The sequence below is a fragment of the Pseudomonas sp. PDM27 genome (assembly GCF_019219205.1).
GTDB lineage: Bacteria > Pseudomonadota > Gammaproteobacteria > Pseudomonadales > Pseudomonadaceae > Aquipseudomonas > Aquipseudomonas laurylsulfatiphila.
In genome coordinates this window covers 283834-309675 of sequence record NZ_JAHUWF010000003.1, presented here as the reverse complement: position 1 = coordinate 309675, position 25842 = coordinate 283834, and the positions used below count along the sequence as shown (strand labels likewise).

Annotated in this window: 22 protein-coding genes and 1 pseudogene; 13 read left to right on the top strand and 10 right to left on the bottom strand. The window is 60.5% G+C overall.

All coding sequences use genetic code 11. The annotated features are described in order from the left end of the window. Positions 1 to 21 precede the first annotated feature (21 nt). On the top strand, positions 22 to 993 hold the full coding sequence (locus tag KW838_RS09250; protein WP_154909952.1) for a thymidylate synthase: 972 nt from the start codon (positions 22 to 24) through the stop codon (positions 991 to 993). 124 nt (positions 994 to 1117) lie between these two features. On the opposite strand, the gene cadR is transcribed toward KW838_RS09250, so the two are convergent. After that, complete coding sequence (gene cadR, locus KW838_RS09245) at positions 1118 to 1567, bottom strand: Cd(II)/Pb(II)-responsive transcriptional regulator (RefSeq protein WP_102699997.1); 450 nt, start codon at positions 1565 to 1567, stop codon at positions 1118 to 1120. Between the two features lie 93 nt (positions 1568 to 1660). Between cadR and KW838_RS09240 the strand changes: the two genes are divergently transcribed. From KW838_RS09240 to KW838_RS09210, 7 genes are all read left to right on the top strand, one after another. Next, positions 1661 to 3922: a heavy metal translocating P-type ATPase gene (locus KW838_RS09240; protein ID WP_218500950.1), complete on the top strand. Its 2262-nt coding sequence runs from the start codon at positions 1661 to 1663 to the stop codon at positions 3920 to 3922. Positions 3923 to 3938: 16 nt separating this feature from the next. Beyond that, positions 3939 to 4802 carry a LysR family transcriptional regulator gene (locus KW838_RS09235; RefSeq protein WP_218500949.1) on the top strand — a complete coding sequence of 288 codons (864 nt, stop codon included), beginning with the start codon at positions 3939 to 3941 and terminating at the stop codon, positions 4800 to 4802. 251 nt (positions 4803 to 5053) lie between these two features. Then, the gene (locus KW838_RS09230) at positions 5054 to 6130 is read left to right on the top strand and encodes a putative 2-aminoethylphosphonate ABC transporter ATP-binding protein (RefSeq protein WP_102699994.1); all 1077 of its coding nucleotides are present in this window, start codon (positions 5054 to 5056) and stop codon (positions 6128 to 6130) included. After that, positions 6130 to 7854, top strand: coding sequence for a putative 2-aminoethylphosphonate ABC transporter permease subunit (locus KW838_RS09225; protein ID WP_218500948.1), 1725 nt, complete (start codon positions 6130 to 6132; stop codon positions 7852 to 7854). The genes KW838_RS09230 and KW838_RS09225 overlap by 1 nt, the downstream gene beginning before the upstream one ends. 33 nt (positions 7855 to 7887) lie before the next feature. Next, complete coding sequence (locus KW838_RS09220) at positions 7888 to 8913, top strand: putative 2-aminoethylphosphonate ABC transporter substrate-binding protein (protein WP_218500947.1); 1026 nt, start codon at positions 7888 to 7890, stop codon at positions 8911 to 8913. Between the two features lie 135 nt (positions 8914 to 9048). After that, positions 9049 to 9615 carry a phosphonate degradation HD-domain oxygenase gene (locus KW838_RS09215; protein WP_218500946.1) on the top strand — a complete coding sequence of 189 codons (567 nt, stop codon included), beginning with the start codon at positions 9049 to 9051 and terminating at the stop codon, positions 9613 to 9615. Positions 9616 to 9706: 91 nt separating this feature from the next. Further along, entirely contained in the window at positions 9707 to 10237 is a 531-nt protein-coding gene (locus KW838_RS09210; RefSeq protein ID WP_218500945.1) for a hypothetical protein, read from the top strand. A gap of 12 nt (positions 10238 to 10249) precedes the next feature. Here KW838_RS09210 and KW838_RS09205 read toward each other — a convergent pair whose 3' ends face one another. Together KW838_RS09205 and KW838_RS09200 are read right to left on the bottom strand one after the other, a co-directional pair. Next, positions 10250 to 11626, bottom strand: coding sequence for a GTPase/DUF3482 domain-containing protein (locus KW838_RS09205; protein ID WP_218500944.1), 1377 nt, complete (start codon positions 11624 to 11626; stop codon positions 10250 to 10252). Then, positions 11619 to 12989, bottom strand: coding sequence for a DUF2868 domain-containing protein (locus KW838_RS09200; RefSeq protein ID WP_218500943.1), 1371 nt, complete (start codon positions 12987 to 12989; stop codon positions 11619 to 11621). The genes KW838_RS09205 and KW838_RS09200 overlap by 8 nt, the downstream gene beginning before the upstream one ends. Before the next feature lie 85 nt (positions 12990 to 13074). On the opposite strand from KW838_RS09200, the gene KW838_RS09195 reads away from it, so the two are divergent. Beyond that, the gene (locus KW838_RS09195; RefSeq protein WP_218500942.1) at positions 13075 to 13587 is read left to right on the top strand and encodes a dihydrofolate reductase; all 513 of its coding nucleotides are present in this window, start codon (positions 13075 to 13077) and stop codon (positions 13585 to 13587) included. Between the two features lie 116 nt (positions 13588 to 13703). Here KW838_RS09195 and KW838_RS09190 read toward each other — a convergent pair whose 3' ends face one another. Further along, positions 13704 to 15095: an L-cystine transporter gene (locus KW838_RS09190; RefSeq protein WP_218500941.1), complete on the bottom strand. Its 1392-nt coding sequence runs from the start codon at positions 15093 to 15095 to the stop codon at positions 13704 to 13706. A 242-nt stretch (positions 15096 to 15337) separates the two neighbouring features. Between KW838_RS09190 and KW838_RS09185 the strand changes: the two genes are divergently transcribed. Continuing rightward, positions 15338 to 16393 carry a haloacid dehalogenase-like hydrolase gene (locus KW838_RS09185; RefSeq protein WP_218500940.1) on the top strand — a complete coding sequence of 352 codons (1056 nt, stop codon included), beginning with the start codon at positions 15338 to 15340 and terminating at the stop codon, positions 16391 to 16393. Positions 16394 to 16871: 478 nt separating this feature from the next. Further along, the gene (locus tag KW838_RS09180) at positions 16872 to 17159 is read left to right on the top strand and encodes a DUF6124 family protein (RefSeq protein WP_218500939.1); all 288 of its coding nucleotides are present in this window, start codon (positions 16872 to 16874) and stop codon (positions 17157 to 17159) included. A gap of 181 nt (positions 17160 to 17340) precedes the next feature. Here the strand turns inward: KW838_RS09180 and ilvD are convergent, their stop codons facing one another. The 4 genes and pseudogenes from ilvD to KW838_RS09160 all read right to left on the bottom strand — a co-directional run bounded on the left by ilvD (position 17341) and on the right by KW838_RS09160 (position 22829). Next, a complete protein-coding gene (gene ilvD / locus KW838_RS09175; RefSeq protein ID WP_218500938.1) occupies positions 17341 to 19182 on the bottom strand; it encodes a dihydroxy-acid dehydratase in 1842 nt (613 codons plus the stop codon). Positions 19183 to 19546: 364 nt separating this feature from the next. Then, entirely contained in the window at positions 19547 to 20005 is a 459-nt protein-coding gene (locus tag KW838_RS09170; protein WP_102673478.1) for a transposase, read from the bottom strand. Between the two features lie 193 nt (positions 20006 to 20198). Then, positions 20199 to 21396: pseudogene (locus KW838_RS09165) on the bottom strand (MFS transporter). A 236-nt stretch (positions 21397 to 21632) separates the two neighbouring features. Then, complete coding sequence (locus KW838_RS09160; protein ID WP_007978942.1) at positions 21633 to 22829, bottom strand: class I SAM-dependent rRNA methyltransferase; 1197 nt, start codon at positions 22827 to 22829, stop codon at positions 21633 to 21635. 153 nt (positions 22830 to 22982) lie between these two features. On the opposite strand from KW838_RS09160, the gene KW838_RS09155 reads away from it, so the two are divergent. Then, positions 22983 to 23852: an HDOD domain-containing protein gene (locus KW838_RS09155; RefSeq protein WP_218481150.1), complete on the top strand. Its 870-nt coding sequence runs from the start codon at positions 22983 to 22985 to the stop codon at positions 23850 to 23852. A gap of 42 nt (positions 23853 to 23894) precedes the next feature. Next, positions 23895 to 24707, top strand: a complete 813-nt coding sequence (gene mutM, locus KW838_RS09150; protein WP_015097228.1) for a bifunctional DNA-formamidopyrimidine glycosylase/DNA-(apurinic or apyrimidinic site) lyase — start codon at positions 23895 to 23897, stop codon at positions 24705 to 24707. A gap of 135 nt (positions 24708 to 24842) precedes the next feature. Here mutM and KW838_RS09145 read toward each other — a convergent pair whose 3' ends face one another. Further along, on the bottom strand, positions 24843 to 25094 hold the full coding sequence (locus KW838_RS09145) for a YfhL family 4Fe-4S dicluster ferredoxin (protein ID WP_003195146.1): 252 nt from the start codon (positions 25092 to 25094) through the stop codon (positions 24843 to 24845). Between the two features lie 206 nt (positions 25095 to 25300). Continuing rightward, positions 25301 to 25780, bottom strand: coding sequence for a pantetheine-phosphate adenylyltransferase (coaD, locus tag KW838_RS09140; RefSeq protein ID WP_007975368.1), 480 nt, complete (start codon positions 25778 to 25780; stop codon positions 25301 to 25303). Positions 25781 to 25842 lie beyond the last annotated feature (62 nt).

The following is a 25842-nucleotide window of genomic DNA, read 5'->3' as shown; positions in this document are numbered from 1 at the left end:
GTTCAAGGACACAGGTAACTCATGAAGCAATATCTCGAACTGGTCGCCCACGTCATCAAGAACGGCACCAAGCAGGCCAACCGTACCGGCGTGAACACCATCAGTTTTCCCGGTGCGATGCTGCGTTATGACCTGCAGGAAGGTTTCCCGGCGATCACCACGCGCAAGATGGCCTTCAAATCGGCCATCGGCGAAATGTGCGGATTCCTCCGTGGCGTGAACAACGCTGCCGAATTCCGTGCCCTGGGCTGCAAGGTCTGGGACCAGAACGCCAACGAAAACGCCCAGTGGCTGGCCAACCCGTTCCGCCAGGGCGAAGACGACCTTGGCGAAATCTACGGCGTGCAATGGCGCAAATGGCCGGCGTACAAGCAGATTCCGCTCAGCAACCCGGCCGCCATCGAGCAGACCCTCAAGCAAGGTTATCGCCAGATTGCCGAAGGCGAAGAAGACGGTCAGGCCTATGTGGTGCTGTACAAGGCCATCGACCAGGTGCGCCAGTGCGTCGACACCATCATCAAGGACCCGGGCAGCCGTCGCATCCTGTTCCACGGCTGGAACTGCGCCCAACTCGATGAAATGGCCTTGCCGCCGTGCCACCTGCTGTACCAGTTCCACCCGAATGTCGAGACCAAAGAGATTTCTTTGACCCTCTACATCCGCTCCAACGACCTGGGCCTGGGCACGCCGTTCAACCTCACCGAAGGCGCCGCGCTGCTGAGCCTGATTGGGCGCCTGACCGGCTACACGCCGCGCTGGTTCACCTATTTCATCGGCGATGCGCACGTCTACGAAAATCACCTGGACATGCTCAACGAGCAGCTCAAGCGTGAACCGTTCCCGATGCCGAAACTGGTGATTTCCGACCGTGTGCCGGAGTTTGCCAAGACAGGTGTGTATCAGCCGGAATGGCTGGAGCTGGTGGAGCCGGGCGACTTCTCGCTGGAAGGCTACGAGCACCACGCGCCAATGACCGCGCCGATGGCGGTCTGAAGTACAACACCTGAACCTGTGGGAGCGGGCTTGCTCGCGAAAGCGGTCGATCAGTCGACGTTAATGTTGAATGAACAACCGTATTCGCGAGCAAGCCCGCTCCCACATTTGTTTTGTGGTGTTCTCAGTGGCCGTGACTACGGCCGACATGGGAATGTTCAGCCTCTGTCGCCACAACCCCGCCGCTCACTTCCAACTGCTGCAAAATCCCGCATTGATCGACACCCGGCCTCTCGCCGCAGCGTTGGCGCAGGTCGAGCAGTTGTGCCTGCAAGGCCAGCAGGCCGTCGATCCGCGCCTTGACGTGGTGGATGTGCTCGTCGATCAGTGCGTTGACGCTTTCGCACTGGTCCTGCGGACTGTCGCGAAACGCCAGCAGGCTGCGGATTTCCTCGAGGGTCATGTCGAGGGTGCGACAGTTGCGGATGAAGGTCAGGCGCTCGGCGTGGGCCTGGGTGTAGACGCGATAGTTGCCGTCACTGCGGGCCGGTTCCGGCAGAAGGTTCTCGCGCTCGTAGTAGCGGATCGTCTCTACGGCGCAGTCCGTGAGTTTCGCCAATTCTCCAATCTTCATGACGACAATCTCCATAACTCCAAAATGGGTGCTTGACCCTGTAGTGGCTACAGGGTCTTTACTGGGCAACAGGCACTCTTATGGACGCAACCAATGAGCGATTCTCAGCATACCCACAAACCTGTGGCCGAACATGAAATCGGCGTTAAGCTTCGACCCTTGCCCAAGCATGACCATGGCGGTCACGGCGACGCTTGCTGTTCATCAAGAACGGCAGCGCCTGCGCGGGTCACGCTGAGCGAATCGCCGACGGCGGGTGCCCGTCTGAGCAGCTTTCGCATCGAGGCGATGGACTGCCCGACCGAGCAGACGCTGATCCAGAATAAGCTAAGCAAGCTGACAGGCGTGCAGCAGCTGGAGTTCAATCTGATCAACCGGGTGCTCGGCGTGACCCACGATTTGCCAGGCACCGAGCCCATCATCGAGGCGATCAAGTCCCTGGGCATGCACGCCGAACCGCTGGAGCAGGGGACTGAAACACCGGCCGCGAAACCCGACAGGAAACACTGGTGGCCATTGGCGTTGTCCGGTGTGGGCGCATTGCTGGCGGAAGTCATCCACTTCACCGCTACCGCGCCTGATTGGGTGGTCGCGATCATTGCGCTGGTGTCCATCCTCAGCGGCGGTCTCGGCACCTATAAAAAGGGCTGGATCGCGCTCAAGAACCTCAATCTGAATATCAACGCGCTGATGAGCATTGCCGTTACCGGCGCCGTCCTGATCGGTCAGTGGCCGGAAGCGGCGATGGTGATGTTCCTGTTCACCGTGGCCGAGCTGATCGAGGCTCGCTCCCTGGATCGTGCACGCAATGCCATCGGCGGGCTGATGCAGATGGCGCCTGAGCAGGCGACGGTATTGCAGGCCGACGGCAGTTGGGTCGAGCAGGATGTCAAAGTCATCGAAATCGGTGCGCGGGTGCGTGTGCGTCCCGGCGAGCGCATTGGTCTGGACGGCGAAGTGCTGTCCGGGCGTTCGACCATCGATCAGGCGCCCATTACCGGGGAAAGCCTGCCGGTAGAGAAAACCGTCGGCGACAAAGTGTTCGCCGGCACCATCAATCAGGCCGGTTCCCTTGAGTACGCGGTCACTGCCGTCGCGGGCAATTCGACTTTGGCACGCATCATCCACGCCGTTGAACAGGCGCAAGGCGCGCGGGCGCCGACCCAGCGATTCGTCGATCAGTTTTCGAAAATCTACACCCCGGCAGTGTTTGTTCTTGCGCTGGCCGTGGCGGTCATCCCACCGCTGTTCATGGGCGAGTTGTGGTTCGACTGGATTTACCGGGCGCTGGTGCTGCTGGTGGTGGCGTGCCCGTGTGCGCTGGTGATTTCCACGCCGGTGACCATCGTCAGCGGCCTCGCGGCGGCGGCGCGCAAAGGGATCCTGGTCAAGGGCGGCGTCTATCTGGAGGGCGGTTACAAGCTCGACTACCTGGCCCTGGACAAGACCGGCACCATCACCCATGGCAAGCCGGTGCAGACCGATTACCTGTCGCTGGACCCGACCGCCGATGCATCGGCGCCAGCCATTGCCGCCGCGCTGGCCGGGCGTTCGGATCATCCGGTTTCCCTGGCGATCGCCAAAGCGGCTGTGGATAACCAGGGTGCGACGCTGATTGTGGATAACTTCGAAGCCCTGGGCGGGCGCGGTGTGCGCGGGGAGATCAACGGCCAGCTCTACCACTTGGGCAACCATCGTCTGGTGGAGGATCTGGGCCTGTGCTCGCCGGCGCTGGAAGAAAAACTGTTTGCCCTGGAAAAGCAGGGCAAGTCGGTGGTGCTGCTGCTTGATTCGTCCGGTCCTTTGGCACTGTTCGCTGTGGCAGATACGGTAAAGGCGTCCAGTCGCGAAGCCATCGAGCAACTGCATGACCTGGGCATCAAAACCCTGATGCTCACCGGCGACAACGTCCACACCGCGCAGGCCATTGCCGCGCAGGTCGGCATCGACGAAGCCAGGGGCGACCTGTTGCCGGGGGACAAATTGCAGTCTATCGAGGCCCTTTATGCCCAGGGGCACCGGGTCGGCATGGTCGGCGACGGCATCAACGACGCGCCTGCACTGGCGCGCTCCGAGATCGGTTTCGCCATGGCCGCCGCTGGCACCGATACCGCGATAGAAACCGCCGATGTCGCCCTGATGGACGATGATCTGCGCAAGATCCCGGCATTCATTCGCCTGTCGCGGCAGACGTCGAGCATCCTCAAACAGAACATCGCCCTGGCGTTGGTCATCAAGGCGATCTTTCTTGGGGTAACCTTCGCCGGGGTCGCTACCATGTGGATGGCAGTGTTCGCCGACATGGGCGTGAGTTTGCTGGTGGTGTTCAACGGTTTGCGCCTGCTGCGCAAGTAAAGAATGAGGGGCGGTTGTGCTGAGTGCCGAGCTGAAGGCGTTTTACATGGTGGCCCGCCTGGGCAGCATTACCCAGGCTGCCAAAAAGCTTGGCCTGAGCCAGCCGACGGTGACGACGCAGATCCGCAACCTCGAAAGCCAGTATGCAGTCGAGCTGTTCTACCGTGGCGGTCGGCGTCTGAGCGTCAGCGAGGAGGGCGCGCGGCTGCTGCCGATGGTCAAGGTGCTGATGCAGCAGGAAGCCGACATCGAGTTTTTCCTGCGTAACTGCGGCCAGGTCCAGGGCACATTGCGCATTGCCGCCACGGCGCCGTATTACATCCTTGACCTGGTGAAAACCTTTCGCGAGCGTTTGCCGCAGGTGGAGGTGTCGGTGGAAATCGGCAATTCCCAGCAAGTGCTCGAAGCGCTGGAAGATTACCGGGTCGATGTTGCAGCGTCGTCGCAGCTGCTCGATGACGCGCGCCTGGTTCGCCGGGTGCTCGGCAGCGATCCGCTGGTGCTGGCGGTGCATCGCAATCATCCACTGGCGGTTCATGATCACGTACCACTGGGCGCCCTGGCCGGGCATACCCTGCTGATGCGCGAACCGGGCTCGACCACCCGACGCCTGACCGAAGAGTTGCTGGCCAGCGCCGGAGTGAGTTTCGGGCCGCTGCTGGAGATCGGCAGCCGCGAATCGATCCGTGAGGCGGTGCTGCGCAACATCGGCATCAGCATCATCGCCCGCCAGGAAGTACCCCATGATCCGCAACTGCGGGTGCTGACCATCGAGAATGCACCGCAGATTCCCGAATACCTGTATTGCCTCAAGGAACGCAAAGGTGCGCGGTTGCCGGCGGCGTTCCTCGGGTTGGCGCAGGAAATGGCGCCGGCCTGAATTCTGGGGGGCCTGTACCGGCCTCATCGCGAGCAAGCTCGCTCCCACAGTGGCTTTGAGGTGAAACACAAATTGTGTGAACACCCAAAATCCCTGTGGGAGCGAGCTTGCTCGCGATGGCGGCTGATCAGGCGACTCAAAACTTAACCCAAAATCCTCGAATACCACTATCGGCAGTTTTTGCCTTACTGCCACATGACGGACTCATTACAACCCTAGGATGGCCTTCATCTGCCAGATGAGGTCCGTCCATGAACAACTCGATCGCAACTGCCCTGACCAATCCCGGCGCACCGATGAAAGTGCGCGGCGTACAGAAACGTTTCGGCGCTTTCACGGCGCTGGATAACGTTTCACTCGACGTGGCGGCCGGTGAGCTGGTGTGTCTGCTGGGGCCGTCGGGCTGTGGCAAGACCACCTTGCTGCGCTGCATCGCCGGCCTGGAAAAGCAAGACAGCGGCGAGTTGTACCTGGGGGATCGCGACGTTTCCCACCTGGCGCCCCAGGCGCGGGACTACGGCATTCTGTTCCAGTCCTACGCGTTGTTCCCCAATCTCACCGTCGAAGCGAATATTGCCTACGGCCTTGCCGGCAATGGTCGCGACCAGATTCGCCAGCGTGTCGGTCAGATGCTGGAACTGGTCGGCCTGAGCGGCAGCGAGAAAAAATATCCCGGTCAGTTGTCCGGTGGCCAGCAGCAGCGGGTTGCACTGGCTCGCGCTCTGGCCCCGGCGCCTTCGCTGTTGCTGCTCGACGAGCCGATGTCGGCCCTCGATGCCCGGGTGCGCGAGCATCTGTGCACCGAACTGCGCCAGCTGCAACGCAACCTCGGCATCACCACCCTGATGGTGACCCATAACCAGGACGAGGCCATGCTGATGGCCGACCGTATCGCCGTGATGAACAACGGCAAGGTCGAGCAGTACGCCACGCCCCAGGAAATCTACAACCGCCCGGCCACACCGTTCGTGGCGGAGTTCGTCGGCCAGGGCAACTGGTTGCCGTTCCAGCGCAGCAGCGACAGTCACGCCCAGGTCGGCGGGATGAGCATGCGTCTGGCCGATGGCGGTGCCAAGACCGCGTCGGGCCGTTTGTTCTGCCGTCCGGAAGCGATCAACGTCAATCCGCTGGTGCACGAGGAAAACCTGTTCCCGGCCAAGGTGCGTGAGATCACCTTTCTCGGCAACCGCTGCCGCATGAGCTTCGAGCTTGATCATTTGCCGGGCCATGCACTGTTGGCGGAACTGGCACCGGAAGCCATGCCGCGCCTTGGCGCCCGGCAGATCATGGTCGCCTTGCCACCGCGTAGCCTGCAGGTGTTTGCCTGATGAGCGCGAACATCGCGCTGCCGCTGCCACACAAGCAGGTTCGGCAGACTTCCCGTGCCGAGATCGGTGACCGGCTGTTCGTGGTCGGCGGCAAAGTGCTTCTGCTGGTGCTGTTGGGCGTTGCCGTATTGATGCCGTTGCTGGCGATCTTCTGGCGTGGCTTCAGCGCTGAATCCGGGCAGGGTGGTGGTTGGGTTGCAGCGAAAGAACTGGTGACCAGCGAAAACTTCCACTGGTTGCTCGGCAACAGTCTGAAGGTTTCCCTCAGCGTCGCGGCGATTGTCGTACCTCTGGCTTATTTGTTTGCCTACGCGCTGCAACGCACCTTGATTCCCGCCAAGGGCATATGGCGTGGCATTTCCCTGCTGCCATTGATGGCGCCGTCGATGCTGCCCGGTATTGCGCTGGTTTACCTGTTCGGCAACCAGGGCATGCTGCGTGGCCTGCTCTCGGACAACATCTACGGCTTCTGGGGCATTGTTCTGGGTGAGGTGATCTATACCTTCCCGCACGCCTTGATGATTCTTCTGTCGGCCTTGTCCCTGGCGGATGCGCGACTGTTCGATGCGGCTTCAAGCATGGGCGCCAGTCCGGCGAAAGCGTTCCGCAGCATCACCTGGCCGGCGACCCGTCAGGCGGTTTTCGCTGCGTTCTGCCTGGTGTTCACCCTGACCATCACTGATTTCGGTGTTCCGGTGGTGGTCGGTGGCGATTATCAGGTGCTGGCACTGGAAGCCTATAAAGCCGTGGTCGGCCAACAGCAATTCGGCCGCGGTGCCTTGATCGGCATGGTGTTGTTGCTGCCGGCGCTGTTCAGCTTTGGCGTTGATGCCTGGTTGCGTCGGCGTCACGGCGACTCCATGAGCGGTCGCGCCCAGGTGTTCAAGCCTGCGCCATCGAAGCTGCGCGACGCTTGCTACCTGGCCATCGTCCTGTTGATCAGCGCGGCGTTGCTGCTGGTGTTCGGCATGGCGGTGTTCTCGTCCCTGGTGAAGTTCTGGCCGTACAACCTGTCGCTGTCGCTCAACCACTACCAGTTCAATGAAACCGCCGGCGGTGGCTGGCTGGCCTACGGCAACAGCTTGAAGATGGCTTTGGGCACGGCGCTGATCGGCAGCCTGCTGATTTTCACCGGCGCCTACCTGATGGAAAAAACCAGGGGGCAGCGCGGCCTGAACCTGACCTTGCGCATGCTCAGTTTCGTACCGATGGCGGTGCCGGGCCTGGTGTTGGGGTTGGGTTATGTCTTCTTCTTCAACCTCACCGGCAACCCGCTGCATGTGCTGTACGGGACCATGACCCTGCTGATCGTCTGCACCATTGCGCACTATTTGACCACCGCGCAAATGACCGCCACCACCGCATTGCGTCAACTCGATGCCGAGTTCGAAGCCGCCGCGCTGTCGCTCAAGGCGCCGCTGTACCGCCATTACCTGCGCGTCACCGTGCCGATTTGCCTGCCGGCGCTGCTGGACATCGTGCGCTATCTGTTCGTCTCGGCCATGACCACCGTCTCGGCGGCGATCTTCCTCTACAGCCCCGACACCATCCTCGCGGCGGTGGCGGTGCTGAACATGGACGACGCCGGCAACGTCGGCGGCGCGGCGGCGATGTCGACCCTGATTCTGTTCACCTCGGCGGGCGTGTCCCTGCTGCTGGCCTGGGCCTCGCGCGGTTTTCTGCGCCGCTCCCAGGCCTGGCGGCAGACCGCACCCGGTCACTGATTCACCCCCTCAACTCAAATACAGGAAAAGATCATGTTCAAGCCTATGGCCCTGGCCGCCGCTGTCCTCACTGCTTTCAGCCTGAACGCCTTCGCGGCGAAAACCGAGTTGACGGTGTACACCGCCCTCGAATCCGAACAGCTGAAAACCTATAAAGAAGCCTTCGAAAAGGCCAACCCGGACGTCGAAATCAAATGGGTGCGCGATTCCACCGGCATCATCACTGCCAAGTTGCTGGCCGAAAAAGAACGCCCGCAGGCTGACGCCGTGTGGGGCCTGGCGGCTTCCAGCCTGGCGATCCTCGACCAGCAGGGCATGCTGCAAAGCTATGCACCGAAGGACCTGGGCAAGATCGGCGCCAACTACCGTGACGCCGCCAACCCGCCAGCCTGGGTCGGCATGGATGTCTGGGCCGCGACCATTTGCTTCAACACCGTCGAAGCCGAAAAGCAGGGCCTGACCAAACCCGTGAGCTGGCAAGACCTGACCAAGCCTGAGTACAAAGGCAAGATCGTCATGCCGAACCCGGCATCGTCCGGCACCGGCTTCCTCGACGTCAGCGCCTGGCTGCAAACCTTCGGCGAGAAGCAGGGCTGGGCCTACATGGACGGCCTGCACCAGAACATCGGCCAGTACGTTCACTCCGGTTCCAAGCCTTGCAAACTGGCGGCTGCGGGTGAGTTCCCGATCGGTATTTCCTTCGAGTACCCGGCCGTTCAACTGAAACGCCAGGGCGCACCGCTGGACATCATCCTGCCGAAGGAAGGCCTGGGCTGGGAGATCGAAGCGACTGCGGTGATCAAAGGCACTGCCCACGAGGAAGCCGCGAAGAAACTGGCTGACTTCTCCGCCAGCCCCGAGGCGATGGAACTCTACAAAGAAAACTTCGCCGTGCTCGCCCAGCCTGGCATCGCCAAGCCGCAGACCGAACTGCCAGCCGACTACGAACAGCGCCTGATCAAGAACGACTTCGCCTGGGCTTCGAAGAACCGCGACGAGATCCTGACCGAATGGCGCAAGCGTTATGATGGCAAGTCCGAGAAAGTGGCGGCCAAGTAAGGTCTTCATCGGCTGAAAGGGCCTCTTCGCGGGCAAGCCCGCTCCCACAGGGAAATGCGTTCCAATGTGGGAGCGGGCTTGCTCGCGAAAGCGGTCTACCCTTCACCACAAATCTCACTGATCGGGAGACTTCTGATGCACAGCCATGAACAAACCGTCGCCAAGGTCTTCGCCCTCTATGAACGCTTTGGCGACAGCGATTACATCGGCGAGCCGGTGTCGCAGATCGAGCACATGTCCCAGGCCGCCCAATGCGCGATGGCCGAAGGCTTCGACGACGAAGTCGTGCTGGCGGCGTTCTTCCACGATATCGGGCACATCTGCGCCGAAGGTGCCGAGAACATGGGCGGCTACGGCGTGGTCAGCCACGAACGGCTGGGCGCCGAATACCTGCGTCGCGCCGGCTTTAGCGAGCGCATGGCTCGGTTGGTGGAGTACCACGTCCAGGCCAAGCGTTATCTGACACTCAGGGAGCCTGGGTACTACGAACGCCTGAGCGAAGCCAGTCGCCGGACCCTGGAATATCAGGGTGGCGTGATGACCGAAGCAGAAGCCGATGCCTTCGAGCAGGACCCGTTGTGCGAAGTCAGTTTGCGCATGCGCCAGTGGGATGAACAGGCCAAGGAGATGCATGTGCCGGTGATTGATCTAGGAGTGTTGAGGCACAAAGCCATCAGAGTCTTGTCTCGCGAGGCCTGCTGAAACGCCCTACAAGTAAATGAAACTGTTCGCGCAGAGAGTTCCGGCGAGACGGGCTAGCTTGATCGGCCCTTATTCAATGAGAAACTCCACCATGCGTTATTTGAAAGTGACTGCCCAGGACCGCAGCGCGAACGGCAAGGCCGACACCGTCCTCCTGCATTTTTTCGAGGAGAGTAGCGGGGCAGAGGACAGGCTCATCCATAAGGCCTATGCGCTGGATATCACGGCTGATGGCAAGGTTGATTTCCAGGTCGGTGATGTGAACAACGATGGTAAGGAAAACATCAAGGACGAGCGGTTGCTCAGGTCGTTTGCCAACGCCTACTTGCAGCTCAAATGGTTCAACCGCGGCGATACCTGGGATCGCTATTTGAAGATATTCACCGAAGATTTCGCCAACGACGGTTCGCCAGACACCGTGCGCCTGCACTTTCATGAAGGCGTCGGCAAACCGTCGGATCAAACTATCGTTTACACCGCGTCCGCCTATGACACCAACAACGACGGGAAGATGGATTGGCTGATCCACTTCGATATGGATAACGACGGTGACCAGGATGCGGTGGATCAGCAGCGCGTCTCACAGCTCAGCACTGCGTATCTGCAGTTCAACTGGAGCTGACGATCAGCAAGTTCACAACTGCTGCGCCAACACCTCAACCTGCTCCTGCCGCTCCGCCTGATTCAACTTCGGATGCGGATTCAACGACGACCACTGCGGATGCGCCCGCGCCTTGCTCAACGCCTCGGGCAGCTTGCCTTCGCGCCAGCTCTTTTCCTGAGGCGTGGCCACCTGGATGCTGTCCATCGCCGCATGCCCGCGGGCGTTCAGCGCCTGCAGCAATTGCCGCTGGCGCAGCGCCAGCAGGCGCAGCACGTTGTCATCCACCGTCAGTTCTCGCTGGCCCTTGATCTTGCCCAGCAAGCGGTTGCCATAACTGCGTGCGGTTTGCAGGGCGCCACCGGCGATGGCGCCGGCCAGTGCAGCGGCGCCGAGCGTAATCCCGCCCACCAGCAAATCGACCCCGGCCCCGGCAGCGGCGCCTGCGGCAATTCCACCGCCGACGCGCACACCCAGTTGCTTGAGGGTTTCCGGGTTGAACAGATCATCACCCCAACGGCCATCGAGCAGCGGCAAATCACTGGCCGCGGCATCCTCTGGGCGGAAGGCGTAGAGCTTGAGCAGGGCCTCGACGCAGCGCTGCTCGCGCTGGCGTACGGCTTTGCGCAATTCGCTGATCGCCTGTTGTTCCTGCTCGGCTTCACTGACCACGCTGCGCCGGCAAGCCGCGCAATCGATCAGCAATTCGGCAATCAATCGCTCCGCGCTTTGCTGGCGAGCCAGACGCTGGGCCTGCTGATCGGCGATCAGGCGCTCGAGTTGCGGCCGGGCCGTTTCCAGCAACAGGGCCAGACTTTCATAGAGTCGACGTTCGCCATCTTCTGGCGGCGCGACACTGTCGAAACGCACCAGGGCATGCAAGCCCAGCCGCGCCAGCGCTTCACGCCAGGCCGGTTCGCGGTGGTTGGCGCTGCTGACGAAATTCAGCACCGGCAGCAAGGGTTTGCCGCAACTGGCCAACACTTCCAGCTCGTCGCGATACTTGGCCAGCACCGGCTCACGGGCGTCGATCACATAAAGACCGGCATCCGACGCCAGCAACTGGCGCAGCACCTTGGCTTCCTGTTCGAAGCGTTGCCGGGCTTCGCTGCCATCCAGGAAACGCGCCAGGCGTGCCGGACCGTCGAGGCGTTCACCTGGGCGTTCCAGGCGCTCGAGATAATCGAGCAGGGCGATGGCGTCTTCCAGGCCAGGGGTGTCGTAGAGGTCGAGCAGTGGCTCGCCGTCCACCGACAGCCGTGCGCCTTCGACGTGCCGCGTGGTACTGGGACGATGGGACACTTCACCGAAACCGACGTCGCGGGTCAGGGTGCGCAACAACGAGGTTTTACCGACGTTGGTGTGACCGACCACGGCAAGTTTCAGAGGCTGCTTCCTGGTGTCAGTCATGACCCGTCTCCAGCCAGTTCATCGGTGCACAATCGGCAAACGGCAACTCAAGCTGTTGCAGCGCCACGTGCCAATCGCCCAGGCGTTCGGCGTCCAGCGCTTCACCGGGCGGCGCCTGCAACAACCACACGCGGGTGGCGCTGGCGCTGCGGGCCAGTTCGGCAATCAAGGCCAGGCTGCCGCGATCCGGCGAGCGCTGTGGATCGCAGGCGATGGCCAGGCGTGCCGGGGGAAAGCGGCTCAGTTGTTCGAGGAGTTTGTGCCGCGACTCGCGACTGTCGAGGATGCCGGCGTTACTGACGTTTTTCGGCAATGGCGGTGGCCACGGGCGTTGGTCGTCCAGTTCGATGGCGACCAACAGCGCGCCGTCGCTTTGCTGCTCGGTGACACCGCTTTCCACGCGATGCAGTTGCGCCGGTGCCGCATCGCTGACGCCGAGGCGCTCGCTGGTGGGCATCAAGCGTTCACGCAGTTGCGCGTAACCGGGCAGGTTCAAATCCAGACGCAGCGCCGTTTGCCCTGTCTTCCAGCGCCACAGGCAAAACAGCGCGAGCAGCAGGCGCGGCAAAACGCCGTAGACCAGCAGTACGCCCACCAGCCAGGCGGCCCAGGCCTGGCGGGCGCTTTCGATGTTCAGTGCGGCATCGCCACTGGCGCGAATCATCTCCACGGTCGGCACACTGAAGCCAAGCAGGGCCGGCAACGCACCCAGCGCCTGGGTGACGGCGATAAAGGTGTCGGCACTGAGGATCGTGGTTTCCCAGACGAAGCCGTAGCGCCGGGTCGCCATCAACATCAGCAGGATCACCAGCGCGCTGAGCATCGCCAGCAACCACAGGCTGTTGACCAGCACACCGATGGCCCAGCGATTGAGTTTCTGCCGTTGCAGTAACAGGAGCAGGGCGGGGGCCAACTGCGCGGCTTTGGCGTCACGAGCGAGTTTTTCGCTGAGCCATAGCCACAGGCGTCCGAGGCTGGCGCCGTGTTCGCCGGCAAACACCAGTCCCAACGCCCAACTCAGCAACAGGACCAGATTGAGCCCGAGCAGGCTGCCCAAGGCCCAGAACACATTCACCGGGTGCAGGCCGTCGCCCATAGCCGCGAAGGCTAGGCCGGCACCGCTGATCACCGCCAGCACGGCCATTACGATCAGCGCCAGTCGTGCGCCTTGCAGCCAGTGTTTGAGGGCTGCAGTCAGGCCATCGCGTTCAGCCAGCCACAGGGCGCGACGTTGAATGCGCGCTGGCAAATCGCCGCCGGCGCTGCGGGCCAGTCGGTTGGCTTCCAGGTCTTCCAGGGGGCCTGCGTGTTCTTCGCGCAGGCGGATGGTTTCTGTCAGCCAGAGGGTATTGAGTTCAGTCACGCGGCATCCCGTCGCTTAAATGAGCTGTGAGCATAACCGCTGTGGCGCTTATCGGCGAAAGCGAGGCTCTGGTATCCTCGCCGGCATGACTAAATCACTCCCCCTCAGCCTGATCGCAGCCCTCGGTGAAAACCGTGTGATCGGCGTCGACAACAGCATGCCCTGGCACTTGCCGGGGGACTTCAAATATTTCAAGGCCACCACCCTCGGCAAGCCGATCATCATGGGTCGCAAGACCTGGGATTCTCTCGGTCGTCCGCTGCCGGGCCGCCTGAACATCGTGGTCAGTCGCCAGGCGGATCTGCAACTCGAAGGCGCGGAAGTTTATCCGTCGCTGGAAGCCGCCGTCGTTCGCGCCGAAGCATGGGCGAAGGAACAGGGCGTCGATGAATTGATGCTGATTGGCGGCGCGCAGTTGTATGCGCAAGGACTGACACAGGCTGACCGGTTGTACCTGACCCGCGTGGCGCTGAGTCCGGAAGGGGATGCGTGGTTTCCGGAGTTTGATTTGAAGGAATGGAAACTGGTATCGGATGTGCCGAATCCGGCGGAAGGCGACAAGCCGGCGTATAGCTTCGAAGTCTGGGAAAAAGCCTAAAAGCATCGCGAGCAAGCTCGCTCCCACAGTGTTTTGAGGTGAATCACAAATTGTGTGAGCACCACAGATCCCTGTGGGAGCGAGCTTGCTCGCGATAGCGGTCTATCAGACGCTACTCAAGCCTGCGCCAACGCCGAATGCTCATCTGCATCCAGCAGCGCCTTATCGGTCTGCTGCATCACCTGGCTGGTAATCGCCCCGGCCGTCATCGAACCACTCACGTTCAGCGCCGTACGCCCCATATCAATCAGCGGCTCGACCGAAATCAGCAACGCCACCAGTGACACCGGCAAGCCCATCGCCGGCAGCACGATCAACGCGGCAAAGGTCGCGCCACCACCGACACCGGCCACACCGGCCGAGCTCAGCGTCACAATCGCCACCAGCGTCGCGATCCACAATGGGTCCAGCGGGTTGATGCCCACGGTCGGTGCCACCATCACCGCCAACATCGCCGGGTACAGACCGGCACAGCCGTTCTGGCCAATGGTCGCGCCGAACGAGGCGGCGAAACTGGCAATGGATTGCGGGATGCCCAGGCGGCTGGTCTGCGCTTCGATGCTCAACGGAATCGTCGCTGCGCTGGAACGGCTGGTGAACGCAAACGTCAGCACCGGCCAGATCTTGCGGAAGAACCGCAGCGGGTTGATCCCGGCGGTCGACACCAGCACGCCATGCACCACGAACATCAGGCCCAGACCGATGTAGGACACCACCACGAAACTGCCGAGCTTGATGATGTCTTGCAGGTTGGAACCGGCGACCACTTTGGTCATCAGCGCCAGCACGCCGTACGGGGTCAGCTTCATCACCAGGCGCACCAGACGCATCACCCAGGCTTGCAGGGTGTCGATGGCGTTGATCACTTTCTGACCTTTCTCGGCATCGTCCTTGAGCAATTGCAGCGCCGCGACACCCAGGAACGCAGCGAAAATCACCACGCTGATGATCGAGGTCGGCTTGGCCCGCGCCAGATCGGCGAAGGGGTTTTGCGGAATGAACGACAGCAGCAGCTGCGGCACATTCAGGTCGGCGACCTTGCCGGCGTAATCGGTCTGGATGGTTTGCAGGCGCGCCATTTCCTGAGTGCCGGCCACCAGGCCTTCGGCGGTCAGGCCGAACAGGTTGGTCAGGCCGATGCCGATCAGCGCCGCAATGGCCGTGGTGAACAGCAGCGTGCCGATGGTCAGGAAGCTGATCTTGCCCAGCGACGAAGCGTTGTGCAGACGAGCCACGGCGCTGAGGATCGAGGCGAACACCAGCGGGATCACGATCATTTGCAGCAATTGCACATAACCATTGCCCACCAGATCGAACCAGCCGATCGAGGCTTTCAGTACCGGGTTGCCGGCACCGTAGACCGTGTGCAACGCCACACCGAACGCCACGCCCAGCACCAGCGCGAGCAGGACTTTTTTCGCCAGGCTCCATGTCGTGTGGCGGGTTTGCGCCAGGCCGAAGAGCAGGGCGAGGAACACCAGCAGATTGAGGATCAGCGGCAGATTCATGAAGACTCCGATAAGACTTGTGCTGGTTGCACCCTTGGGCAACCGCGAACCGGCAAGCCTAACAGCTTGAAAACTAATGAATTAATATCAAAAACGTATGATATCCGTCGTTTTTGGAATAAGCGGATGTCGCTGTCAGAAATGCAACTGGCGCGAAAGGGACGCGGGCGGTCGCTGACAGACGAGGACTGTCACACTTATTTGTTAGCGTCGATCTCTTTCACATTCAGGGAGAAACGCCAATGAAGTTCGCACCGAAATTACTGGCTGCAGCACTTTGCCTGGGCCTTGCCGGCCAGGTTTTCGCAACGGATCTGAAACACTGGCCAGCCGATCAGGCCAAGGCGCTGGACGCGATGATCGCCGCCAACGCCAACAAGGGTAACTACGCGGTGTTCGACATGGACAACACCAGTTACCGCTACGACCTCGAAGAGTCGTTGCTGCCGTTCATGGAGAACAAGGGCCTGATCACCCGCGACAAGCTCGATCCCTCTCTGAAACTGATTCCGTTCAAGGACACCGCCGACCACAAGGAAAGCCTGTTCAGCTACTACTACCGCCTCTGCGAACTCGACGACATGGTTTGCTATCCATGGGTCGCCCAGGTCTTCTCCGGCTTTACCCTCAAGGAACTCAAGGGCTACGTCGACGAGATGATGGCGTCTGGCAAGCCGGTACCGGCGACTTATTACGAAGGCGACGTGCTCAAGAAGCTCGACGTCAATCCGCCGAAAATCTTCACCGGCCAGCAAGAGTTGTACAACAAGCTGATGGAGAACGGCATCGAGGTCTACGTGATGACCGCCGCCTCCGAAGAACTGGTGCGCATGGTCGCGGCCGATCCGAAGTACGGCTACAACGTCAAACCGCAGAACGTGATCGGCGTGTCGCTGCTGCTCAAGGACCCGAAGACGGGCGAACTGACCACCGCGCGCAAGCAGATCACTGACGGCAAATATGACGAGAAGGCCAACCTCGGCCTGGAACTGACCCCGTACCTGTGGACCCCGGCGACCTGGATGGCCGGCAAACAGGCGGCGATCCTGACCTACATCGATCAGTGGAAAAAACCGGTGCTGGTTGGCGGCGATACCCCGAGCAGTGACGGCTACATGCTGTTCCACAGTGTTGACGTGGCCAAGGGCGGCATCCACCTGTGGGTCAACCGCAAGGACAAGTACATGACCCAGATCCAAGGCATGATGGCCAAGAACGCCGCGGCCCAGGCCAAGGAAGGCTTGACGGTGACTGCCGACAAGAACTGGGTGGTCGTGAAGCCGGAAGAGATTCAATAAAGCCGAGTCGCCTCCATCGCGAGCAAGCTCGCTCCCACAAAGATCTCGGGTGAAACACAGACTGTGTGAACACCGTAGATCCCCTGTGGGAGCGAGCTTGCTCGCGATGAGGCCAGTCGGTGCAATGAAAGACTCCGCTTGATCGACATCTCCTGACAGTCGCAACCTACGCATTCTTGCGTAAGGGACTACGACTACGCCAGAATCCGCCGGCTTGTGCGCCTTACCCCCGGACTCTACCGTCTACCTGTCACTGAACATCAGTGATCGGGTTTGGTAGCCCGGCTGTGTAGGGTGCAACGCCTCATGATTTGCAGACGTTCTTGCGTCTCTGCTTTTTATGGTGGTCATGCACAGGGCGCTTTCGGGCGCGCCGGTTTCCTTACACCCCGGTCTACCAACCTGCGCATGGCCGCCACCTATTCGTTTGGTAGCGAGGGTGATGGCTCCTTGTCTTATGGTGTAAGGAGTTTTATCTATGCTCAAAATTACCCCCGATCCCCCAAATACCGACAACCTGTCCACCCGCATCAACGCCACCCCGCGCAAACCCAGCCAAACATTCGTCATCGCACCGGGCCTCGACACCGAAACCCTGTTGGCCCACGCCTGCGAATCCCTAGCCTCGGCCAATGTCATGGCCAGCGATTTCGCCGGACTGCTGGAAGGCTCTCAACGCAGCACGATGCTGGGGATAGCGCAGGTCATCATGCTGGGCGAACTGGCGGTGAACCAGGCGCTGGATAACCTCGACCCGCAGGAATAATGGAAACGCTGTTAACTGTAGGAGCGAGCTTGCTCGCGATGGTCGTTAACGATGACGCGTTCTTTCTGGTTTAACGTGTCGTCCTTGCTTCCATCGCGAGCAAGCTCGCTCCTACAGTGGATCTGTGCAAACAAAAATGCCCCGCACTGGGCGGGGCATTTTTATGTTCGATGCTTGAGGCTTACAGCCCGTCAAGCATCGCTTTGTTACGCACGGCACCCTTGTCGGCACTGGTGGCCAGCAGGGCGTAGGCTTTCAGTGCAGTGGTCACTTTACGTGGACGCACTTCCACCGGTTTCCAGCCTTTCTTGTCCTGCTCGACCCGGCGCGAGGCCAGTTCTTCGTCGCTGACCAACAGGTTGATCGAGCGGTTCGGAATGTCGATCAGCACTTTGTCGCCGTCCTGCACCAGGCCGATCGCGCCGCCGGCAGCCGCTTCAGGCGAAGCGTGGCCGATGGACAGGCCCGAGGTGCCGCCGGAGAAACGGCCGTCGGTGAGCAGGGCGCAGGCTTTGCCCAGGCCTTTGGATTTCAGGTACGAGGTCGGGTAGAGCATTTCCTGCATGCCCGGGCCGCCTTTCGGGCCTTCGTAGCGAATGATGACGATGTCGCCTTCCTTCACTTCGTCGGCGAGAATGCCGCGTACGGCGCTGTCCTGGCTTTCGAAGATCTTCGCGTTGCCTTCGAAGACGTGGATCGACTCGTCGACGCCAGCGGTTTTCACCACGCAGCCGTCCAGGGCGATGTTGCCGTAGAGCACGGCCAGGCCGCCCTCTTTCGAGTAAGCGTGCTCCACACTGCGGATGCAGCCGTTTTCACGGTCGTCGTCCAGGGTTTCCCAACGGGTCGACTGGCTGAACGCGGTTTGTGTCGGGATGCCCGCCGGACCTGCCTTGAAGAAGTGGTGCACGGCTTCGTCGTTGGTCTGGGTGATGTCCCACTTGGCGATGGCTTCTTCCATGCTGCGGCTGTGCACGGTCGGCAGCTGGGTGTGCAGCAGGCCGCCACGGGCCAGCGAGCCGAGGATGCTGAAGATGCCGCCGGCGCGGTGCACGTCTTCCATGTGGTACTTCTGGATGTTCGGCGCGACCTTGCACAGTTGCGGCACGTGACGGGACAGACGGTCGATGTCGCGCAGGTCGAAATCGATCTCGGCTTCCTGGGCAGCGGCCAGCAAGTGCAGGATGGTGTTGGTGGAACCGCCCATGGCGATGTCCAGGGTCATGGCGTTTTCGAAGGCCTGGAAGTTGGCGATGTTGCGCGGCAATACCGACTCGTCGTTCTCGCCGTAGTAACGCTTGCACAGCTCAACGATGGTGCGGCCGGCCTGCAGGAACAGCTGCTCGCGGTCGCTGTGGGTGGCCAAGGTCGAGCCGTTGCCCGGCAAGGCCAGGCCCAGCGCTTCAACCAGGCAGTTCATCGAGTTGGCGGTGAACATGCCGGAGCACGAACCGCAGGTCGGGCAGGCGCTGCGCTCGTACTCAGCGACTTTCTCGTCAGAAGCGCTGGAGTCGGCGGCGATCACCATGGCGTCGACCAGGTCGAGGCCGTGGGAGGCGAGTTTGGTCTTGCCGGCTTCCATCGGGCCGCCGGAGACGAAGATCACCGGGATGTTCAGGCGCAGGGACGCCATCAGCATGCCAGGGGTGATCTTGTCGCAGTTGGAAATGCAGACAATGGCGTCGGCGCAGTGGGCGTTGACCATGTACTCGACGGAGTCGGCGATGATCTCGCGGCTCGGCAGCGAATACAGCATGCCGTCGTGGCCCATGGCGATGCCGTCATCGACAGCGATGGTGTTGAATTCCTTGGCCACGCCGCCAGCGCGTTCGATCTCGCGGGCGACCAGTTGCCCCAGGTCCTTGAGGTGCACGTGGCCCGGTACGAACTGGGTGAACGAGTTGGCAATGGCGATGATCGGCTTCTTGAAGTCGTCATCTTTCATCCCCGTGGCGCGCCACAGTGCGCGTGCACCGGCCATGTTGCGGCCGTGGGTGGATGTTTTCGAGCGGTAATCAGGCATGAAGCACTCCGGGCGGCTAATCAGGTATCAAAAGGGAAGTGAGCTTCTATTGACGTCTGGAACACTCAGAAATGGCCGCGTGTCCGGAAGTTGCCGATAACTTTGCGGGATCGCCGCGCGCTTCAGCTTGAGCTCATAAACCCGCCGGGGATGACTGGCGATGAATGTTCGCGATTCTACACGGCTGGCGGCTGGAGGGAATGCCTGCAAACCTGGAGGCGGCGCTTACGAGACGTGCGGGCGCGTTTTCTGTAGGAGCGAGCCTGCTCGCGATGAACCTGAGAACGCCGCGGGGTACCAGGTTTCCCGCGTTATCGTTGACGACCATCGCGAGCAAGCTCGCTCCTACACGGTTGGGGGTGTATTAGAGCCAAATGGCATCCCACAGCGAGTAATCACCTACATGAGCGACAAGCCCAGCGCGCAATGGGTTGGCGATGATGTATCGCGCTGCTGCTTTCAAATCTTCCTCGCGACGCAAGGCTCGGTCGAAGTAGCCCTTTTGCCATACCGGTGCACACAGACTTCGCTGCTTATTGATGTGTCGTGCACAGCGGGATTTAGTGGCTTGCATCAGTTTCGGTAAATCACCGTTATGCAGTTCCACCAGCCAGTGAAAATGGTCTGGCATCACCACCCAGGCTACAGAGGTGGCAATGCCGGTTTCCTGAGCTTTTCTGAATTCCTGCACCACCAGACGACCCATGCGCCAATCCTTGAAGATCGGTTGCCGTTCATGGGTGACTGCGGTCAGTAGATAGATGCGACCAGGCTCTGAATGACGACCGGTACGTAATTGATGGGCTTTCGGCGTGCTGGACATTCCGTTGTCCTCTTCTGAGATGTGAAGAGAAACGATAGGTATGCAATGGGTGCTTGTCGCAGTGACAGTGGTTCTGGATATGTCATGTAAATGTAGGAGCGAGCTTGCTCGCGATGGACCCGAGAACACCGCGGGGCACCAGACTCCCCGCGTTATCGTTGACGACCATCGCGAGCAAGCTCGCTCCTACAGGTCAGTGCCCTATCCTGGCATTCGTCAGCAACCCCCAAAGGCTGAAGGCGATGAAGCCAACAGCAATGGTCATCAGCAAATTGCCCCCGGTTTGTGCGAGCGCAGCGCTGCTGACCGCGGCGGTGATGAACATAATGCTATTGCCTGCAGATGCTGCCGTTCCGGCGCTGTTTGAGAACAGCAACATGGCTGCGGAAATTGCGGCAGGTCGCACAAGGGTGACTGCCAGAGCACTGATCAGCATCGGTATGAGAAGGGTGATAGTTGTCATCAATTCATAATTGACGATCAATGCTAACAACACACCGGCGGCACCCAGCAATCCGAGCCCGATGTTGATTTGTAGTGTGAGGGAGATGTGTTTCTGCACGGCGCTGGCAACTACTCCACCAAGGAAGTAAGCCAACCCATACACCATAAGCACTAGCGCGTACTGGTATTCGGATAACTTCAACTCATCCATGAAAATCAGCGGCGTCACGCTGATCAATGCGAAGTAACAGGCAAACACTAACGCGGCAATCCACCAGTAGCGGATGAAGTCTCGATTTCCAACAATGGATTTCAGTGTGCGTAGAACGGAAACCGGTGTTCTTTGATGGCTGACTGCTTTGGATGGCAGTATTACTTGGGCATGGATAAACATACCGAGCGCCATGATCGCAAAACCATAAAAACTTCCCTGCCAATCGAACGTGGTTTGCAACCATGATCCCAATAGCGGCGATAGTGCAACAAAGGAGCCGCTTAGTGTCATGTAATAAATTCGCACTCGGGCGCGATCCTGTTCTTCGAACAAGTCCTCCACCAGTGCATGACCCAGTACAAAGAAACCACACCCGATTGCCTGGATGACGCGATATAGCAGGAAGCCCGGATAGTCTGTAGCCAGCACGCACCCTATCGAGCCGAGCGTAGAAACAACGATGCACCCAAGAAGAACTTCCTTGCGCCCCCACTTATCCGAGAGCGGGCCGGTTATTAATTGAGAAATCGCAAAAACCAGCGTGAACAGGCTGGTGGATAGGGCGATTTCTGAGGTTGAAGTGTTGAACTCCCCGGCCAAGGCAGGAAAAGAAGGCAGGAGGATATTCAGCGGGAAAAAAACTGATCAACGAGATGTTGGTAATGAGGATAAAGCGGGAGGCCCGTTGGCGTTTCAGGTCGCTACTTAGAGCTGGGTAAGAGGACTCAGACATTGTTTTTGTTTTCCGGAGTGATCAAGCGTTCATGCTTGAAACCAGAAACCGATACTAGTCTGGGACGCAGGGAGTTCAATCAAAAGCGCTGTAGGAGGCTTCCTGTTTTGATGCCGGGAACCTCTGTAGGAGCGAGCCTGCTCGCGATGAAATCAAAGACGCCGCGGGGTATCAGGTTCCCCGCGTTATCGTTGACGACTATCGCGAGCAAGCTCGCTCCTACATGGATTTGCGTTTTAGCTGTTCGGCAACAACCGGCAAGTAATGCTCTTGATGTAACGGGTTTCCGCAATCGCCGGGTGCACCGGATGATCCGGGCCCTGGCCGCCGCGTTCCAGCATCTGGATGTTGCGGTCCAGGTGACGGGCGCTGGTCAGCAGGATGTTCTGCAGGTCGTCTTCCGGCAGGTGCATCGAGCACGATGCGCTGACCAGGATGCCGTCCTTGGTGAGCAGGCGCATGGCTTGCTCGTTCAGGCGGCGGTAGGCGCCTTCGCCGTTTTTCATGTCTTTCTTGCGTTTGATGAACGCCGGTGGGTCGGCCACGATCACGTCGAAGCGTTCTTCGCTGGCTTTCAGCTCTTTGAGGGCTTCGAACACGTCGCCTTCGATGCAGGTCATTTTCTCGGCGAAGCCGTTCAGCGCGGCGTTGCGCTCGACGCCGTCAAGGGCGAAGGCCGAGGCATCGACGCAGAACACTTCGCTGGCGCCGAACGCGGCAGCCTGCACGCCCCAGCCGCCGATGTAGCTGTACAGGTCCAGCACGCGTTTGCCTTTGGCGTACGGCGCCAGGCGTGCGCGGTTCATGCGGTGGTCGTAGAACCAGCCGGTTTTCTGGCCCTGGATGACCGGTGCTTCGAATTTCACGCCGTTCTCTTCCAGTGCGACCCACTCCGGCACCAGGCCGAACACGGTTTCGACGTAGCGGGTGAGGCCTTCGGCGTCACGGGCGGCGGAGTCGTTCTTGAACAGGATGCCGCTTGGCTTGAGCACTTGGGTCAGCGCCGCGATCACGTCGTCTTTATGGGCTTCCATGGTCGCCGAAGCGATCTGCACCACCAGGATGTCGCCGAAACGGTCAACCACCAGGCCAGGCAGCAGGTCGGAGTCGCCGTAGACCAGGCGATAGAACGGCTTGTCGAACAGGCGCTCGCGCAGGGACAGGGCCACGTTCAGGCGGTGCACCAGCAGCGATTTGTCCAGCGGCAGCTTGATGTCGCGCGACAGCACACGGGCGCAGATCAGGTTGTTCGGGCTCATGGCGACGATGCCCAGCGGTTTGCCGCCGGCGGCTTCGAGGATCGCCTGGTCGCCGGCCTTGAAACCGTGCAAAGGCGTAGCGGCTACATCGATTTCGTTGCTGTAGACCCACAAGTGACCGTTGCGCAGACGACGGTCGGCGTTGGCTTTGAGGCGCAGGCTAGGCAGGGACATGTCGTCGCTCCGGAAAAAAGAGCGGGAGTATAGCGTGTTGAGACCCCGGATTGGCCTGCAAGTGGACATGTGGCGAGGGTTGTCTTGCGATTTGGTATGTCGGATCCAACTTCATAAAGGTTAGAATCGCCGTCTGACCCAGAGTGTGTACCTATGTCCCAAGAGCTGACTTCCGAACAGATCCAACACGCCCTGCAGGGCATCAGCGTACCGGCCCAGCCGCAGATCATGGTGGATTTGCAGATGGAGCAGTACATGCCCGACCCGGATCTGGAAGTCATTGCCAAGCTGATATCCCAGGATCCGGGTCTTTCCGGTTCCCTGCTGAAGATCGTCAATTCGCCGTATTACGGGCTGAGCAACAAGATTGCCTCGATCCAGCGCGCGGTCAATCTGCTGGGCAGCCGCTCGGTCATCAACCTGATCAATGCGCAGTCGATCAAGGGCGAGATGAATGACGACACCATTGTCACCCTGAACCGTTTCTGGGACACCGCTCAGGACGTGGCCATGACCTGCCTGACCCTGGCCAAGCGCATCGGCGTTGAAAATGGCGACGAAGCCTATGCCCTGGGCCTGTTCCACGACTGTGGCGTGCCCTTGATGCTCCAGCGTTTCCCCGACTACATGGGTGTTCTGGAGCAGGCCTATGCCAACGCCAGCGCCGAATGCCGGGTGGTGGACACGGAGAATCAGGTGTTCAATACCAATCACTCGGTGGTCGGTTATTACACGGCCAAGTCCTGGCGTCTGCCGGAGCACGTGAGCGCGGCGATCGCCAATCATCACAATGCGTTGGCGGTGTTCAGCGATGAGACTTCGCGCAACAGTTCGTTGAAGAACCTGTTGGCGATCCTGAAAATGGCCGAACACATTTGCGCGTCGCATCGGGTGCTGGGCAATCAGGCCGAAGATCACGAGTGGAACAGCATCGCGCCGCTGGTGCTCGATTATGTCGGCCTCTCGGACTACGACTTCGAGACCCTCAAGCAGACGATCCGCGACCTCGGCACTCATCGCTGAGTGTCGGACCTTTCCAGGCCATGCGCCTGATCCGAGAGCACCATGCCTGAATTGCCAGAAGTCGAAACCACCCGTCGCGGCATCGCGCCGTACCTGGAAGGCCAGCGCGTCAGCCGGGTGATCGTGCGTGATCGCCGTCTGCGTTGGCCGATCCCCGAGGACCTCGATGTGCGCCTGTCCGGCCAGCGCATCGTATTGGTGGAGCGGCGCGCCAAATACCTGCTGATCAACGCCGAAGTCGGCACCTTGATCAGCCATTTGGGCATGTCAGGCAACTTGCGTCTGGTGGAGGCCGGGTTGCCGGCGGCCAAGCATGAGCATGTGGACATCGAACTGGAGTCGGGCCTGGCCCTGCGTTACACCGATCCGCGGCGCTTCGGCGCCATGCTCTGGAGCCTCGATCCGCTCAATCACGAATTGCTGATTCGCCTGGGGCCGGAACCGCTGACCGACCTGTTCGACGGCGAACGCCTGTTCCAGCAGTCCCGTGGCCGTTCGATGGCGGTCAAGCCGTTCATCATGGATAACGCGGTGGTGGTGGGCGTCGGCAATATCTATGCGACCGAAGCGTTGTTCGCCGCCGGAATCGACCCGCGCCGCGAAGCCAAGAGCATTTCCCGTGCGCGGTATTTGAAACTGGCCATCGAGATCAAGCGCATCCTGGCGGCCGCCATCGAGCGCGGCGGTACAACGTTGCGGGACTTTATCGGTGGTGACGGTCAGCCCGGTTATTTCCAGCAGGAACTGTTCGTGTACGGCCGTGGTGGCGAACACTGCAAGGTCTGTGGCACGGGGCTGCGGGAAGTGAAGCTGGGGCAGCGCGCCAGCGTTTTTTGCCCGCGCTGTCAGAGCTGAAAGTCAGTCATAGCTTCAGTGAGGCTGATGACGCCTTCGCGAGCAAGCTCGCTCCCACAGGGGATTTGTGAACGGCCCAGATCTAATGTGGGAGCGAGCTTGCTCGCGATGACGCCCAAAAGAACACTACAACATTCAAGCCTTGCCGGTAATCTTGCGGTACTTCTCCATCAACTGCTCTTCAGTCTCCGGATGGGCTTCGTCCAGTGGAATGCAATCCACCGGGCAGACCTGCTGGCACTGCGGTTCGTCGTAGTGGCCGACACACTGGGTGCACAGGTTCGGGTCGATCACGTAGATCTCTTCGCCCTGGGAAATGGCGGCGTTCGGACACTCGGGTTCGCAGACGTCGCAGTTGATGCAATCGTCGGTGATGATCAGGGACATGCTAACTCCAGCCGGGGCGGCAGGCCCGGGCGCAATAAACCAATGCGTGTAATTGTGCCGCATTGGCGCCCGTGTTGCACGCAGGTGCGACGCACTGTAGGAGCCAGCCTGCTGGCGATGAAGCCGAGAACGCCGCGGGGTGTCAGGTTTCCCGCGTTATCGTTGACGTCCATCGCGAGCAGGCTCGCTCCTACAGTATTGCGGGGTTATTTCTTGAAGCGCTCGGTCAGGGCGTCCGCCACCGCAGGGTGTACGAACTTGGTGATATCGCCACCCAGGGCCGCAATTTCACGGACCAGCGTCGAGGAGATGAACGAATAACGCTCGGACGGGGTCAGGAACAGGCTTTCCACATCCGGCGCCAGTTGGCGGTTCATGTTGGCCAGCTGGAATTCGTATTCGAAGTCCGACACCGCGCGCAAACCACGCAGGAACACGTTGGCATTCTGCTCTTTGGCGAAATGCGCCAGCAGCGTCGAGAAACCGACGACTTCAACGTTCGGCAGATGTTTAGTGACCTCGCGCGCCAGTTCCACCCGTTGTTCCAGAGGAAACAGCGGGTTTTTCTTCGGGCTGGCCGCGACGGCGATGATCACGTGATCGAACAGGCGCGAGGCGCGTTCGACCAGATCGCCATGGCCCTTGGTAATAGGGTCGAAGGTACCTGGGTACAACACTCGGTTCATCGCGTCGTCCTGGCGGGAATCCGTTGGGGAGTCGGATGGTATCGCAGCCTTCCCGGTCGGCC